12 protein-coding genes and 1 pseudogene are annotated in these 14,079 nt (G+C 39.4%); 7 read left to right on the top strand and 6 right to left on the bottom strand.

Going from position 1 to position 14,079, the window contains the following annotated elements:
* Positions 1–5: 5 nt before the first annotated feature.
* Positions 6–788 (top strand): N-formylglutamate deformylase, encoded by a 783-nt coding sequence (gene hutG / locus N6B01_RS14145; protein WP_262080893.1) that lies wholly within the window; start codon positions 6–8, stop codon positions 786–788.
* Between the two features lie 90 nt (positions 789–878).
* Complete coding sequence (gene hutU, locus N6B01_RS14140) at positions 879–2,555, top strand: urocanate hydratase (RefSeq protein WP_262080892.1); 1,677 nt, start codon at positions 879–881, stop codon at positions 2,553–2,555.
* 481 nt (positions 2,556–3,036) lie between these two features.
* Here hutU and N6B01_RS14135 read toward each other — a convergent pair whose 3' ends face one another.
* Positions 3,037–3,915: a DUF4145 domain-containing protein gene (locus N6B01_RS14135; RefSeq protein ID WP_262080891.1), complete on the bottom strand. Its 879-nt coding sequence runs from the start codon at positions 3,913–3,915 to the stop codon at positions 3,037–3,039.
* A 290-nt stretch (positions 3,916–4,205) separates the two neighbouring features.
* On the opposite strand from N6B01_RS14135, the gene N6B01_RS14130 reads away from it, so the two are divergent.
* A complete protein-coding gene (locus tag N6B01_RS14130) occupies positions 4,206–4,622 on the top strand; it encodes a hypothetical protein (RefSeq protein ID WP_262080889.1) in 417 nt (138 codons plus the stop codon).
* Between the two features lie 366 nt (positions 4,623–4,988).
* Positions 4,989–6,368, top strand: coding sequence for an MFS transporter (locus tag N6B01_RS14125; protein ID WP_262080888.1), 1,380 nt, complete (start codon positions 4,989–4,991; stop codon positions 6,366–6,368).
* A 35-nt stretch (positions 6,369–6,403) separates the two neighbouring features.
* Here N6B01_RS14125 and N6B01_RS14120 read toward each other — a convergent pair whose 3' ends face one another.
* The 3 genes from N6B01_RS14120 to N6B01_RS14110 all read right to left on the bottom strand — a co-directional run bounded on the left by N6B01_RS14120 (position 6,404) and on the right by N6B01_RS14110 (position 9,754).
* Positions 6,404–7,198, bottom strand: coding sequence for an ABC transporter ATP-binding protein (locus N6B01_RS14120; RefSeq protein WP_182419941.1), 795 nt, complete (start codon positions 7,196–7,198; stop codon positions 6,404–6,406).
* Positions 7,195–8,076 carry an ABC transporter permease gene (locus tag N6B01_RS14115; RefSeq protein ID WP_182419940.1) on the bottom strand — a complete coding sequence of 294 codons (882 nt, stop codon included), beginning with the start codon at positions 8,074–8,076 and terminating at the stop codon, positions 7,195–7,197. Before N6B01_RS14115 ends, N6B01_RS14120 begins: the two co-directional genes overlap by 4 nt.
* Before the next feature lie 367 nt (positions 8,077–8,443).
* Positions 8,444–9,754 carry an MFS transporter gene (locus N6B01_RS14110; protein ID WP_262080885.1) on the bottom strand — a complete coding sequence of 437 codons (1,311 nt, stop codon included), beginning with the start codon at positions 9,752–9,754 and terminating at the stop codon, positions 8,444–8,446.
* A gap of 556 nt (positions 9,755–10,310) precedes the next feature.
* On the opposite strand from N6B01_RS14110, the gene N6B01_RS14105 reads away from it, so the two are divergent.
* The gene (locus N6B01_RS14105) at positions 10,311–10,808 is read left to right on the top strand and encodes a hypothetical protein (RefSeq protein WP_262080884.1); all 498 of its coding nucleotides are present in this window, start codon (positions 10,311–10,313) and stop codon (positions 10,806–10,808) included.
* 462 nt (positions 10,809–11,270) lie between these two features.
* Here the strand turns inward: N6B01_RS14105 and N6B01_RS14100 are convergent, their stop codons facing one another.
* Positions 11,271–11,993, bottom strand: a complete 723-nt coding sequence (locus N6B01_RS14100; protein ID WP_262080882.1) for a histidine utilization transcriptional repressor HutC — start codon at positions 11,991–11,993, stop codon at positions 11,271–11,273.
* Positions 11,994–12,420: 427 nt separating this feature from the next.
* On the opposite strand from N6B01_RS14100, the gene N6B01_RS14095 reads away from it, so the two are divergent.
* Positions 12,421–13,032: a hypothetical protein gene (locus N6B01_RS14095; RefSeq protein ID WP_262080881.1), complete on the top strand. Its 612-nt coding sequence runs from the start codon at positions 12,421–12,423 to the stop codon at positions 13,030–13,032.
* Here N6B01_RS14095 and N6B01_RS14090 read toward each other — a convergent pair.
* A pseudogene (locus N6B01_RS14090) lies at positions 13,025–13,210 on the bottom strand (IS6 family transposase); the annotation flags it as partial. The gene N6B01_RS14095 and the pseudogene N6B01_RS14090 overlap by 8 nt on opposite strands.
* Before the next feature lie 265 nt (positions 13,211–13,475).
* On the opposite strand from N6B01_RS14090, the gene N6B01_RS14085 reads away from it, so the two are divergent.
* The gene (locus N6B01_RS14085; protein WP_262080880.1) at positions 13,476–14,015 is read left to right on the top strand and encodes an SUKH-3 domain-containing protein; all 540 of its coding nucleotides are present in this window, start codon (positions 13,476–13,478) and stop codon (positions 14,013–14,015) included.
* Positions 14,016–14,079: the final 64 nt, after the last annotated feature.

Below are 14,079 nucleotides of genomic sequence, written 5' to 3'. Positions count from 1 at the left end.
GTGCAATGGATGTTTTTGAAGTCAAACAAGGCACATCACCGCTTATTTTGGCCTTTCCTCATACGGGCACTTTTGTGCCCGATGATATCGCCGCCAATTTAAACGACACCGGCCGCTTGCTCACCGATACCGACTGGCACATTCACCATTTATATGATGGGTTGGTGGATAATGTCACCACTGTTCGCGCGCTATTTCATCGCTATTGCATTGATGCCAATCGTGATCCAACTGGGGTTAGCCTTTACCCTGGGCAAAACACCACCACCCTTGTGCCATTAACCGATTTTGATGGCAAAGATATTTGGACAAATGCCCCCGATATGGAAGAAGTGGAAAGGCGCAAGCAACTATTCCATACGCCTTATCATAATGCTTTAGTTGATGAGATTGCACGAGTGAAAGCCATTCATGGCTATGCAATCCTATATGATTGCCATTCCATCCGCTCGCATATTCCATTTTTGTTTGATGGTATTTTACCAGATTTCAACGTCGGCACCAATGAGGGGCAAACCACCACAGCTAAAATGGAACAAGCGGTCATGGATGTGCTTAAAACTGCAAGCAACTATAGCCATGTGTTAAATGGCCGCTTTAAAGGTGGCTGGACAGCGCGCCATTATGGCAAGCCGCAAGACAAGGTGTTTGCCATTCAAATGGAGCTTGCCCAAAGCACCCATTTGCAACAGGAAACATTGCCCTTTGCCTATGATGAATCCAAGGCAAAAGCATTGCGTACGCCGCTAAAAGCGGTGCTAGAAGCGGTGATTGCCAGTTGTGCCTAATTTGTTGTGCTTGAAAACGCATCAGGCAGAAGCATTTGAATTTAATTTTGTAAATTAAACCCATTATCTTATACTTTTGGAGGAGTAAAAATGACCAGTAATCCACGTCATAATATCCGCGAAATCCGCGCCCCACATGGTAGTGAAATCAGCGCAAAAAGCTGGCTAACTGAAGCGCCATTACGCATGTTGATGAATAATCTTGATCCTGATGTTGCTGAAAACCCCAATGAATTGGTGGTTTATGGTGGTATTGGTCGCGCTGCTCGCACATGGGCAGATTATGACAAGATTGTTGAAACTTTGCGCAGCTTAAATGATGATGAAACTTTGCTAGTGCAATCAGGTAAGCCGGTTGGTGTTTTCCGTACCCATAAGGATGCGCCGCGCGTTTTAATCGCCAATTCTAACCTTGTCCCCCATTGGGCTAATTGGCAGCATTTTAACGAGCTAGACCGCAAGGGCCTGATGATGTATGGCCAGATGACGGCTGGTTCATGGATTTACATCGGCTCGCAAGGTATTGTGCAGGGCACTTATGAAACCTTTGTTGAAGCAGGCCGCCAACATTATAATGGCGACTTAAAAGGCAAATGGGTGCTAACGGGCGGCCTTGGTGGCATGGGCGGCGCACAGCCTTTGGCAGCGGTTATGGCAGGGGCTTCATGCCTTGCCATTGAATGTAATCCAGATAGTATTGATTTCCGTCTTCGCACCCGCTATGTCGATGCAAAGGCTGAAACCCTTGATGAAGCAATGGCCATGATTGATAAATGGACAAAGGCTGGCGAAGCAAAATCCGTGGCGCTGCTTGGCAATGCCGCAGAAATTTTGCCAGAAATGGTCAAGCGCGGCATCCGTCCCGATATGGTAACCGACCAAACCTCTGCCCATGACCCAATTAATGGCTATTTGCCCATTGGTTGGACAATGGCGCAATGGAAAGAAAAGCGCGAAAGCGCCCCACAGGAAGTCGAAAAAGCCGCCCGCGCTTCGATGAAAGTGCATGTTGCAGCCATGCTAGATTTCTACCATGCCGGTATCCCAACCTTTGACTATGGCAATAATATCCGCCAAGTTGCCAAGGATGAAGGGCTTGAAAATGCCTTTGATTTCCCCGGCTTCGTGCCTGCCTATATCCGCCCATTATTCTGCCGTGGCATTGGACCATTTCGCTGGGCTGCGCTTTCAGGCGATCCAGAAGATATTTACAAAACCGATCAAAAGGTCAAGGAATTATTGCCAGACCATAAAGAGCTGCATAACTGGCTTGATATGGCCCGCGAGCGCATTTCATTCCAAGGCTTGCCGGCGCGTATTTGCTGGGTTGGTCTTGGCGACCGTCACCGCCTTGGTCTTGCCTTTAACGAAATGGTTAAAAATGGCGAATTGTCAGCACCAATCGTTATTGGCCGCGATCATTTGGATTCAGGCTCGGTCGCTTCGCCAAACCGCGAAACCGAAAGCATGAAAGACGGATCAGATGCGGTATCCGATTGGCCATTATTGAACGCATTGCTAAACACGGCATCAGGCGCAACATGGGTATCCTTGCATCATGGCGGCGGCGTTGGCATGGGCTTTAGCCAACATTCGGGTATGGTTATTTGTGCAGACGGCAGTGATGACGCAAAACGCCGTATTGAGCGCGTGCTTTGGAACGACCCTGCAACAGGTGTTATGCGCCATGCTGATGCAGGTTATGACATTGCGATTGAATGCGCCGGCGAACATAACCTTCGCTTGCCATCGATTTTGGATAACTAGAGTAAAAATCCTCCCAAGGAAAGCCCCAAGGTTACCCTCCTTGGGGCTTTTTGTTATTTTAGTTGCTGTCTTCATATATAATTATGTTTTAAAATATCTTTAATTTCTATTAAATTAAAACCTAATTCATATAGCACAACCAGTTTGAATACGCTTCGAGTTTGCAACATTAAATTTAAAAAGATCATAACCAGATTTCACATGCGCTGTTGTTACGATACCATGATCGTGTATTGTAGTTTCAAGTGGCAACGATTTTTTTGATATTGCTGCCATTTATGCTCTATAAAATAGGCAGCATAGTCTTAAGCTTTTTTATTTCATGTTAACGCAGATTACGAATGATAAATTCGACAGGACTTAAATTATCATCCTATGGATCTGATAAAGGGAGATTATTCCTTTTGAACCTCTTCTAAGATCACTTTAAGTTACAATCAAGGAAGTTTAACATCGCGCTAATAATTATCGAATTATCAATCTATTGGACGATAAAATGATGTAATTGCTTTTTTGATCCTTGATACGTATCCACTTTACCTATTGACAACTTTGTAAACTGACCGCTTTGGATTTTAGAGATTAGTTCTTGTTCTAACGTCTCAATATTTTCTTTAACCCTGCGCAGCTTTTCGCTCAAAAATTTTGCAATAGGATACTCATCGCCGCCTTTGAATTTTTGGAGCTCTTTAATAAGTAATTCCTCGAAAAGTTCATATTTGGAAACTGTTGTTTCAATATTTCCGTTTGCTTTTTTATCAAGAATATACACAGAAGCTATTAAATGTTCGATTATTTGAAGCGCAACAGACAGTGTTGCATCTTTAGGTGTTTTGATCTCATGAGCTGCATCATTTCCCATAAATCTAATCCCATGTAGTCGTTCTGCGTCAGTTTTTGAAATGTATCCATTGGATGCTAATTTGTTAATTCTTTGTTCAAGGTTCCTTCCCAATATCTTTAAATCGTTGCAAACTGCCTCAACAGTTGCTCTTAACCCTAATCCAGCAAGAATTTTTGAATTTTCTTGCAACGCGTTAATTACTTCGGAATAAATAATTCTTACGACATCTGGCAATTCCGATAAACTATCTATTTTCTTATGACCCTCAATAGCCTTGGGATAAATAGTTACATCTTCTGGTATCTGCCAATCATCATCAAATGTTAGGTACTCTGCCTCGATATCGTAAAACACTTTCCGAAAGGATTTTTTATCACACCCTAAGCATTGTACTATTTCATAAGATTCCGCGTATCGATATTCGCCTTTATGCAAGTCCTCTTTCGCGAACAAAATACTATGATTAGTCTTATTGCAGCAATCACCACAATAGTTTTTAATGATGTTATGACTCATTTTTTACCTTTTTTCGATGCTAACCAGTCTCAGTCCTGTTTTTAATCATCAAAGACAATAGTGAGGCGGTCAGTGTCTCTATCTTCTTCGCCTTGTTTTAACACGCAGAATTTGCCCATCACATCAATTGGTTGATCTAGCCGCATATATTCCCCCTCCCATTAGCTAGTTAAATATCATTCACTCTATGTTCTCATAAATATAAGTGCTTGTAAAGATTAAAGCAAAGGCTTGTATTGTTAATCCAATTGATTATGCTAAAGCCATTGTAAACAATGGTTCGCTTATTGATGAATATTATTAATCTTGATTTTTTTATTTCAACCAATCAATTGCTTAACTATGATTGTATTTACCAACACGATAATAGCGTGATCGAATTTGACTTGGTTGATGATAAAATTACGATAACCAAGAAATATAATCCGATATATTTAAATGATTGTCTTTTTGCGTCTGTCACGCCATTAAAAATTATTGAAGCAGAACGATATAGGCTTTATGTGGGGCAGGGTGATGGGCACGGATCAAGCGGATTTATTGTCCTTTGCGAAGATGATGTTTTAAAATGGTTTTTATTTTGTAATACTTCCAATCCATTTGAAGACGCGATGTTAGTCGGTGATTTTGTTCTATGCCGCACAAATAATGATAAGACATGGAAAATTAATATGAAAAGTCCTGAGAAAATACAAATAGGTAATTAGCATTTACGCATAGCCTTATTTGCAGCAGATAGGTGTTATTTTTTTCATAGTTAGCTTTCAAACATAACAAACGCATTTTAAAATATTAGAGCGCATTTGGATCTGATTGGATCAGATTAGCGCTCTAATCCATTGTTTACACCGCGTTTTTTGTCCGAAAACCGCTTCACACTTTTTAAAAAACGCTTTAAAATATTCTGGGTGGGGATTTTTAAATATAGCCTGCTGTTTTACCTATAAAATCTTTGTGTTTTGGCAATCGCTTGACTTTAAACTGGCTTTCCATCTTTATAAGGTTAAAAGCTGAGTGCAAATAAAAGCAAATCCACCCTTTACTAAAATGCCTTGATATTTTGGGAGAACCCTATGGCCAAGCCGCAAATTTCTACCCTTGATAAATCGCATTGCCAGACGCAAGATGGTTTACCCGCACCGCAAATTTATTGGGCATGGGCAACGCTGATGATTGGCCTCATGCTTGCCGTACTTGATGGTACTATTGCCAATGTTGCTTTGCCAACCATTGCCAGCGATTTTGCCGCTGGGCCTGCTGCCTCCATCTGGATTGTTAATGGGTATCAGCTTGCCATTGTTATCACCATTTTGCCGTTTGCGGCCTTGGGCGAAATTTACGGCTATCGGCGTATTTACCTTATAGGCGTTGCCGTGTTTACGCTTGCATCTATCGCTTGTGTTTTTTCGCGTTCGCTTGAAATGCTTACTCTTTCACGCATTATTCAAGGCTTTGGAGCTGCTGGATTGATGAGTGTTAATACTGCGCTTTTAAGATTTTGTGTGCCGCAAGCAAAATTTGGTACTGCCATTGGTTTAAACGCGTTTGTCGTCGCGCTTTCTTCCACTATTGGTCCAAGTCTTGCGGGCGTAGTTTTACAATATTTAAGCTGGCCTTGGCTATTTTTCATCAATGTACCGCTTGGCATTTTAACCATTGCCATGGGTGTAAAAACTTTGCCGTTTAATGCGCTATCGCCGCGAAAATTTGACTATTTAAGTGCTGTTTTAACCGCCATTGTTCTTGGTCTTACAATTATCACTATCGATAATGCCGGTTCTCATATGTCGGTGCCGCTTTTATTGATGCAAGTCATAATTATCATTACGGCAGCTATTTGGCTTATTCGTAGGTCGCGGCAAAAAAGTGACCCACTTTTACCTTTGGATTTATTGGCCATTCCAGTGTTTAGCCTTTCGCTTTGCACCTCGATCATGTCGTTTTTGGCGCAGATGATGGCACTTTTATCACTGCCATTTTTATTACAGGTGGTTTATGGCTATAAACCGATTGAAGTGGGTTTTTTGATGATGCCTTGGCCTATTGCCCTTGCAATCATTGCGCCAATTTCTGGCAAATTATCGGATCAATATTCGCCTGCCATTTTAGGGTTTATTGGTCTTGTTGTTTTAGCCATTGGTTTGTTGCTGATAGGTTTTTTGCCAACCGAGCCAAGTATCATTGATATTTGTTGGCGGTTAGCTATTTGCGGCATTGGTTTTGGCCTATTTCAAGCACCTAATAACCGTCTCATCATTACATCAGCACCAAAGCCGCGAAGCGGGGCAGCAAGCGGTATGCTTGGTACGGCGCGTTTGCTTGGCCAATCGCTTGGTGCTGCATCGGTTGCATTGTTTCTAGCAATTTCAGGTGTAGATAATATTGCAAATATTATGTTTATCGCGGCTGGCTTTGCTGCAGTTGCTGCCTTAATTAGTATTTCGCGCCGATAAAAATAAAAAAGCCGCTATATTATTGCGGCTTTTGTTTAGTCCATCAGCAACTTATCATCGTCAAGTGCTTCACCACGTACTTTGGCAAACATATCTAGCAAATCGGGTACATCTAAGCCTTGGCGTTCTTCATGGGCAACGTCAAGAATAATTTTACCACCATGCAACATTAAAGTACGGTTGCCATAATCAAGTGCTTGGCGCATAGAGTGGGTCACCATTAAGGTGGTCAACTTATTTTCGCTCACAATACGGTCGGTAAGTTTCATCACAAATTCTGCCATGCCTGGGTCAAGCGCGGCAGTATGCTCATCAAGCAATAATATATCGGCTTTTGCCAAGGTTGCCATAATCAACGATACTGCTTGGCGTTGTCCACCAGAAAGCATATCCATGCGATTTTGAATACGGTCTTCAAGTCCAAGACCAAGGGCTGCAATGCGATCACGAAATTCTTTATGACGCTCTTTACCAATTGCCGATTTTAACCCGCGTTTTTCACCACGTTTTGCCGCAAGTGCTAAATTCTCTTCAATAGTAAGCGAGCCACAGCTACCAGCTAGCGGATCTTGGAAAACACGAGCAATTTGGTTAGCACGTTTTGCCGTTGGCTTTTTTGTAACATCACTATCATTAATCATTACTTTGCCATTGGTTGGCAAAATATCGCCTGCCAAAACTCCAAGCATAGTGGATTTACCCGCACCATTGGAGCCAATAACAGTGACAAAACTGCCGCGCTCTATTTCAAGATTAATATCAATGAGGGCGCGTTTTTCAAGTGGAGTGTTTTTCTTAAAGACAACATCAATATGAGAAAGCTTAATCATATTTTTTTTGCTCCCAAATATTTAGGCACAATAAGAAAGAGAGCCACAATGGTTGCGGTGACCAATTGCATATCTTTTGATGGGTCTACGCCCAAAATACCGCCCAAAGCTAAAAAGACAGCAATACGATAAAGCACTGAACCAATAATACAGGATATTAAAATAACAAGAAGATTGCGGGTTTGAAATAATGCTTCACCAATAATGACCGCTGCAAGACCAAAAACAATGGTTCCTATACCGCCGGTAATATCCATACCGTGATTAACTTGCGCAAAAAGAGCGCCACCAATTGCCACTAAGCCATTTGATAAAGCAAGACCGAGATAGACCTGAAACGAGGTATTAATGCCCTGGGCACTCGCCATTTTTTTGTTAATACCGGTTGCGCGAATAGCAAGCCCGGTTTCACTTGCAAGAAACCGCCAAAAAATCAAAGCCGTAATGAAAACTAATATGCCAATGACAATAATACGCATATAAAATGGTTTTAGGCCAAATAGTCCTTCAAATGGCGTAAAAATTGAAGGCGCATTACCAACTTGTAAATTGCCGCCTCCCATAACATGCAAATTTATCGAATAAAGGGCTGTCATAACCAAAATGGAAGCAAGAAGATTCAAAATATCAAATTGCAAATTAAGCAATGCTGTTACAAGTCCTGCTAGACTTCCGGCAGCAAAAGCCGCTACCATAGCAAGCCAAGGGTTAAACCCAGCGACAACCAATGCAACATAAACCGCACCACCAAGCACAAAGCTACCATCTACGGTAAGATCTGGAAAATCTAGAACCCTAAAAGACAAGTAAACACCAATACCAACAAAGGCTAGTATGAAGCCCATCTCTACGGCGCCCGTAAAGGCAAACATGCTCATGGTCCAACCTTTCTGTTCTTCTCGATATATATTGTTTTAAGCATTACTTGTATTCTCAATAGCGTCCTTGTTTATATCAATTCAAACGGATTTCAACATTTATCGAAAAATGTCAATGTTTAAGCGCATTTTTATAGGGTATTGGCTAAAATTTGATTGGTTTTCAAGCACATTTTTGAAAATCATGCATTAAGAGCTATATGGAATCAAGCTCTTGCTAATATTCATAATATAAAATTGGGAGGACAATTTCCTTAATTGATACTTTAAACGGGCAGGGCAGAACCGTTGTAATCATTAATCAACCAAAATTTCAATATAAAAAAGCCCCTTTTACGTTAAATAAAAGGGGCTTTTTGATTAGTTGCTATTTAATTATTTCTTTAATTTCAGTGTGATGGGGGTCTTTAATTGGACGAGCAAACATCACTGATACAAATGAGATTATTGCACAGAAAATGATATAGAAGGCAACGGCAAACCATGCACCATTAAATTTATAAAGCAACATGGTTGCAATAAAGGGTGCTGTACCACCAGCAAAGGCGGCACCAATTTGGTAGCCAAGAGTAATACCTGTATAGCGCACCCGTGCTGAGAATATTTCAGACATTAAAGTACCAAGGGTTGCAGTAAGCGGCGCCCATACGATACCTGCACCAATAATTGTTGCGGCAAAAACACCGGTAATTGTGCGTGTATCAAGGATCATAAAATATGGGAATGCAAAGGCTGCCATAAGAACACAGCCAAAAAGAAATACTTTTTTACGACCAAATATATCTGACATTAGCCCCATAAGAGGGATAAAGAGGATTGTTACAATAGATGCAACAGTCACCGAATTAATTGCGTAAAACTTTTCAATATTTAATTGGTTGGTTGCATAGCTGATGATAAAGGTGGTGAAAAGATAAAATGGTGCGGTCTCAACTACTTTTGCACCAGTCGCGATTAACACTTCGCGCCAATGGTCACGGAATGTATCAACAATCGGCACAGAGGCAATTTTACCAGCCTTTTGGGTTTCACGGAAAGCAGGTGTTTCATCAACACCCTTACGGATCCAAAGTCCAACAAAAACCAGCAAAATACTACCAATGAAAGGAAGACGCCAGCCCCAGCTCATAAATTGTTCTTGTGGCAAAAGGCTAACCAAAGACAAAGCACCCGTTGCAAGCACGAGACCGAGCGGCACGCCAAGCTGAGGCACTGAACCAAAAAGACCTTTACGATTTGAAGGAGCATACTCAAAAGCAAGCAATAATGCGCCGCCCCATTCCCCTGAAATGCCTAGGCCTTGAATAAGACGTAGAACAATGAGCAATACAGCCGCCCAAACGCCTATTTGGTCATAGGTTGGCAAAATACCGATACCAAAGGTTGAAATACCCATAAGCGATAGAGTGAGAACGAGGGTCTTTTTACGGCCAATCTTATCACCAATATGGGAGAAGATGAAACCGCCAAGCGGCCGGACAAAGAAGGTTAGCGAAAAGGTAAGATAAGCGAGCATTTGCCCGACAATTGGGTCAAACTCTGGAAAGAAGAGTTTGTTGAAAACCAAAGCTGCCATAGTGGCATAAAGGAAATAGTCAAACCATTCGATGGCGCTGCCGATAAGACTTGCGGCAAGAACGCGCTTGTTCATCACTTCTGAACGCGTGGGTGCTGTCATTTAAAGTTCCATTTGTTTCGTTAATCATTTTTTGGCAAACTAGAGGAACTTTGGCAACTTGCAAAGCAAAATTCGAATAAAATATGACTAAAAAATGATAGAAATCCTGAAATAAGGCAGCTTGCCTTACTTTTGCCAAATTTTTTTAAATTTACGGGTCATAAATTCTCTTTATACATCAATTCACGCCATTGATGAGTGGCGACTACATTTAGTTTTTTAAAGAATCACGGAATATTACAAATTCTTTCATTGGTAATATGAGTAAGCGCTAAATAATTAACCCAGCAATTGGTTTGATAGCTAAATATTGCAAAATTAAGCTTAAAATATTTAGCCGCATAACTAATAATAAAATCACTTTTATCAAATTTTACTAAATCATCGCTTTTGATGATATCATTTATATATCTGATTTATGAAATTCTTCACCCTCGCACATAAAAAGCTTGTCAGTGTTTATTAAACATTGAATTCTTCAACATCAAATAACGTTTTTTAAAATAAAGCCCCCGAAAGGGCTTTGCTAAAATTAGAAGCAAATAGGAGATTTTGAATGAATTTTATGGATGATATAAATTGCGGTAATGAAATTCTTGTTTATCTAAAATACAAAAACTCATATATATTAATGCATGGGCCTAAAGACTTTTGGTATATGGACTATAGCATTTGGAACCGCAATGCAGATGATAAACATATCATAACTGATTTCTCGTTTCGATTTGGAATTAAAATATTAAATGAAGATAATTTAAATGTGTTCTTAAAATGTGCTTCAAGTTATATAATTGATGATAAGACAAAATTGAAATTAAAAAAAATAGAAAAAGAAATTAATAGTTTAAATGATTTTTATTCTTTTTTACCCTCTTTGTTGATCGATTTTGATCAAAAATATTTATATTCTTATTATCGTGATATGGTTTCTTTTGAAAACTATGTCCCAGAAACATGGACAGGTTTATATGAAGAATTTTATGATTTAATCCCTGATAAAGAAAAATATTGGACCTTAGAAGAACTAACTTTTTTTGAAACAAAAGCAGATTGAAATATTCAGGCCTTGTAGCAAATATTATTTGTAAATTGCGTTAATGTAAAAAATATAAAACCTTGAGACTTATCTACCCCTTGGGTTTGCCTATTATAGGAAGCTGTAGTGGCTCAAAAGATTAAAAAATAAATTATTTAAACAATTAAAAAGTAATTGCTCAAGGAATGCTTTTAAAGCCAATTTTACGAGTTAGGCACTTCGACGCAAGGATCATTATTCAAGTGACAGCCAAGTATCTCAATATGGTTTAAGCCATAGGGATATTAAGTAGCTGTTATTGGCGCGATATCAAGATTAAAGGGTTAGATTTGGGGAAATAACTCTATCGAGCAATTGATAAACACGGCGTTTAAGGTCTAAATGCGTCAAATTTAAACTTTGCGAAAAGGCCAAGTAGTTTGCTGCCTTGATAAAAACCTATAAAATATTGCCGCCTTTCGCAGATGTTAATATTTGCTGCTAGTTTGCATTGGGTGTAAATTCTGCAATAATACTATGGCGATCACCCGGATAGGTTAACTCCACAAAGGTGACAACACCAATATTATTTTTGGTAAAACGCTCAACGCAAAGACAAGCGCTATGTTCGCCAATATTGAGGATTTTAGCGGTTGCAGCATTGATATTGCACGCTTTAATTTCATTATGGGCGCTGCTCCACGGCACTTGGTCTACCAACCAATTACCTGGCGCTATGGTTGAAAAATCGGCGTCTTTGGCTTCAGGAACGCTTGTAAGGTTGATTAAACGCCGTTCCAAACAAAAAGGGTGATGATTACCAAAATGCAAACAGCTAATGTCGCGCACCAAGCTTTCACTGCCGATATCAAGATGCAATCTATCATGTGCATCAGCTTGGCGAATAGTGTCAGAGATGATTTTAAAGCTATAGCTAAGATTAAGGCTTTCAATCTCCATTGAAATCTCATTAATCGGTAAAACAGCAGCATGACTTTGCGGCATACGAACAAAGCTACCCTTTTTGCGCCGCCGTTCAATCATACCTGCAGCCACTAACTGCATCATCACCTTATTGACAGTCATACGCGAAACACCATAATGTTCAGCCATATCAACCTCAAAAGGTAGTTGAAAGCCAGGGCTCCATTTTCCCGTCAATATCTTGTCGCTAATATCATTCAGGATCTGCTGATGTCTGGTTTCATTTGAGTGTTTTGTCATCTCACTTCATTCGCTTTTAAAAGTTCCCCAAACTTATATAATAGGGTGCCAGTGCTCTTTTTGCCAATATTTTTGTCATATTTGGAAAAAATGCTTTAATTTTGTGCAAGTTTTTGAAATATAATCAATCAAAATTTGGGGGCAGGGGCAAAATAGAAGCGCTTTTGCTATGATATTGCCAATTTAGCCGCTTATCAAAACTTATCTGCCATGGAATAATCAATATTCGCATTGAATTATCAAAGCCGTTAGTTTTAGACACATATTTATACAATAATTTTGACGTATTTAAATTATAAATAAAGATAGTGAGCCAAGTATATAATATTTCCACAATGGGTTTATTTAAAATGGCAGTATAACCAGGACTATAAAATATAAGATTAAATTAGATTAATTAAAATGAACAAACAAAGGGATTACTTCCATGAAGATGAAAGCAATAACTCTAATTTTAATTTCATTAATGAGTATAACCGGTGTTCATGCCCGCACAGTCTTTATGCAAGAATTTGTTTGCCCTATTGGAGGGGAAAAATTTTCCACGCGAATGGACGGCAGTGGCACATCTTTTGGGCAAATGCTAGATTTTAAGCCGATTGGTCCAATTCCAGCGCCTTGGACGCTCGCTGTTTGTCCCGATAATCAATTCGTAATCTTTAAAGACGATTTCACTGAAGAAGAATTAAAAATTTTAACGCCTTATGTTGAAAGTGCCGAATATAAAAAAATAATCGATACACCAACCTATTATAGAGCTGCACAATTGCAAAGAGTGCTTAAAGAACCAACAGGCGACATTGCAACGACTTTACTGCAAGCTACTTGGCAATCTCCAACCGTGCCGTATCAGAAGGAAGCACTTGCTGAGTATAATAAATATATTGATGAGCTTGCACAAAACCAAAGCACTGCTCAATTATTTGAAAATGCGCCATGGGTTAATGCCAATCTAATTGCGCTTGAGCTTGAGCGCCGTACTGGTCAATTTGATGCTGCTAAACAACGTTTGAACGCATTATCAATTAGCAACGGTTGATTGCACTATGATCAACCTTGATACCGCGTTCCAATAATAGCTCTTCAATATCTCCATAGCTTAAACAATAACGCAGATACCAATTGATAGCCTGGATAATGATCATTGCATCAAAGTGGCAACCTTTGAAATCATTCCTTGCACGATAAAATAATTTATTCTTTAATCTTGCTAGCATCTATGGCTCCTTAAAATAGGCAGGCATAGCCTCAAGTTTTCATATTTTTTAGTTTACGCAGATTACTAATAGTATTTGCGACAAGGCCTGTTACGAGGCTAAAATTATGCAGCAAGCCCAAAATGCAGGGATCCCATCGGCTGGGGGTCATATTGGTGGCGGCTTTCTTCGTAGAGGTGTGTGGACACCGGGGGTTGGGTGTCCATTTTGTGTTAAGGCTACAGAACGCCTTAATGTTTTTATAAGAAAAAAGGAGTGATTGAATATGCCTAAAATTATTGAAATATATGATATAAAGTTAGACTTAAATGCTGAAGAAATAGATCAACTTGTAAAATTTGGTTGGGATCCGGATAGAAAAATTTGTGCTGAAGATATAATCAAAGATATGGCAGCAAACTATATTGACATTAGTCCCTACGCGTTGCCAATATTAAAAAATTTTACAGGCGTAGAGATGGGAAAAAATTCGAGAAATTTTGCTACACCCACATACATGATTGATTTTTATAAGACAAATGAATATGATGAGGATGACTCTAATCGGTTTAAAAATAATGGTTTATTCCAAATGACACCAATAGGTTTTGCGATTCCAGAAGCCGATATGTTTGTTGATGGGAATGCCAATATATATAGATTCGTTTCAGCTTATGTCTGTGGTGATGGAAAAGATCACTTAACATTGTTTGGAGATTTTTATAGTTTTTTAAAAGGATCTCTAAAGGGAAAATATAATACGAAGGAGATTGAATTTGAAGGTATTTCCGACGGTCTTGAGAGAACTAGGTTAGATAACAAATAGCTAGTTTTCTGCTTTTTGAGAAAATCAAAAAGCATTCTTAAAATTGTATTTTTTTAATATACTA

Origin of the sequence: Bartonella sp. HY406, assembly GCF_025449315.1 — a bacterium.
Classification (GTDB): domain Bacteria; phylum Pseudomonadota; class Alphaproteobacteria; order Rhizobiales; family Rhizobiaceae; genus HY038.
The sequence above is the reverse complement of the archived record's forward strand: the minus strand, read 5'-3'. Positions and strand labels throughout refer to the sequence as shown.

What these genes read in the sequence shown, in the direction of transcription:
- hutG (WP_262080893.1), top strand. Translation starts at nt 6, where the DNA reads ATGGATGTTTTTGAAGTCAAACAAGGCACATCACCGCTTATTTTGGCC.
- hutU (WP_262080892.1), top strand. Translation starts at nt 879, where the DNA reads ATGACCAGTAATCCACGTCATAATATCCGCGAAATCCGCGCCCCACAT.
- N6B01_RS14135 (WP_262080891.1), bottom strand. Translation starts at nt 3,915, where the DNA reads ATGAGTCATAACATCATTAAAAACTATTGTGGTGATTGCTGCAATAAG.
- N6B01_RS14130 (WP_262080889.1), top strand. Translation starts at nt 4,206, where the DNA reads ATGAATATTATTAATCTTGATTTTTTTATTTCAACCAATCAATTGCTT.
- N6B01_RS14125 (WP_262080888.1), top strand. Translation starts at nt 4,989, where the DNA reads ATGGCCAAGCCGCAAATTTCTACCCTTGATAAATCGCATTGCCAGACG.
- N6B01_RS14120 (WP_182419941.1), bottom strand. Translation starts at nt 7,198, where the DNA reads ATGATTAAGCTTTCTCATATTGATGTTGTCTTTAAGAAAAACACTCCA.
- N6B01_RS14115 (WP_182419940.1), bottom strand. Translation starts at nt 8,076, where the DNA reads ATGAGCATGTTTGCCTTTACGGGCGCCGTAGAGATGGGCTTCATACTA.
- N6B01_RS14110 (WP_262080885.1), bottom strand. Translation starts at nt 9,754, where the DNA reads ATGACAGCACCCACGCGTTCAGAAGTGATGAACAAGCGCGTTCTTGCC.
- N6B01_RS14105 (WP_262080884.1), top strand. Translation starts at nt 10,311, where the DNA reads ATGAATTTTATGGATGATATAAATTGCGGTAATGAAATTCTTGTTTAT.
- N6B01_RS14100 (WP_262080882.1), bottom strand. Translation starts at nt 11,993, where the DNA reads ATGACAAAACACTCAAATGAAACCAGACATCAGCAGATCCTGAATGAT.
- N6B01_RS14095 (WP_262080881.1), top strand. Translation starts at nt 12,421, where the DNA reads ATGAAGATGAAAGCAATAACTCTAATTTTAATTTCATTAATGAGTATA.
- N6B01_RS14085 (WP_262080880.1), top strand. Translation starts at nt 13,476, where the DNA reads ATGCCTAAAATTATTGAAATATATGATATAAAGTTAGACTTAAATGCT.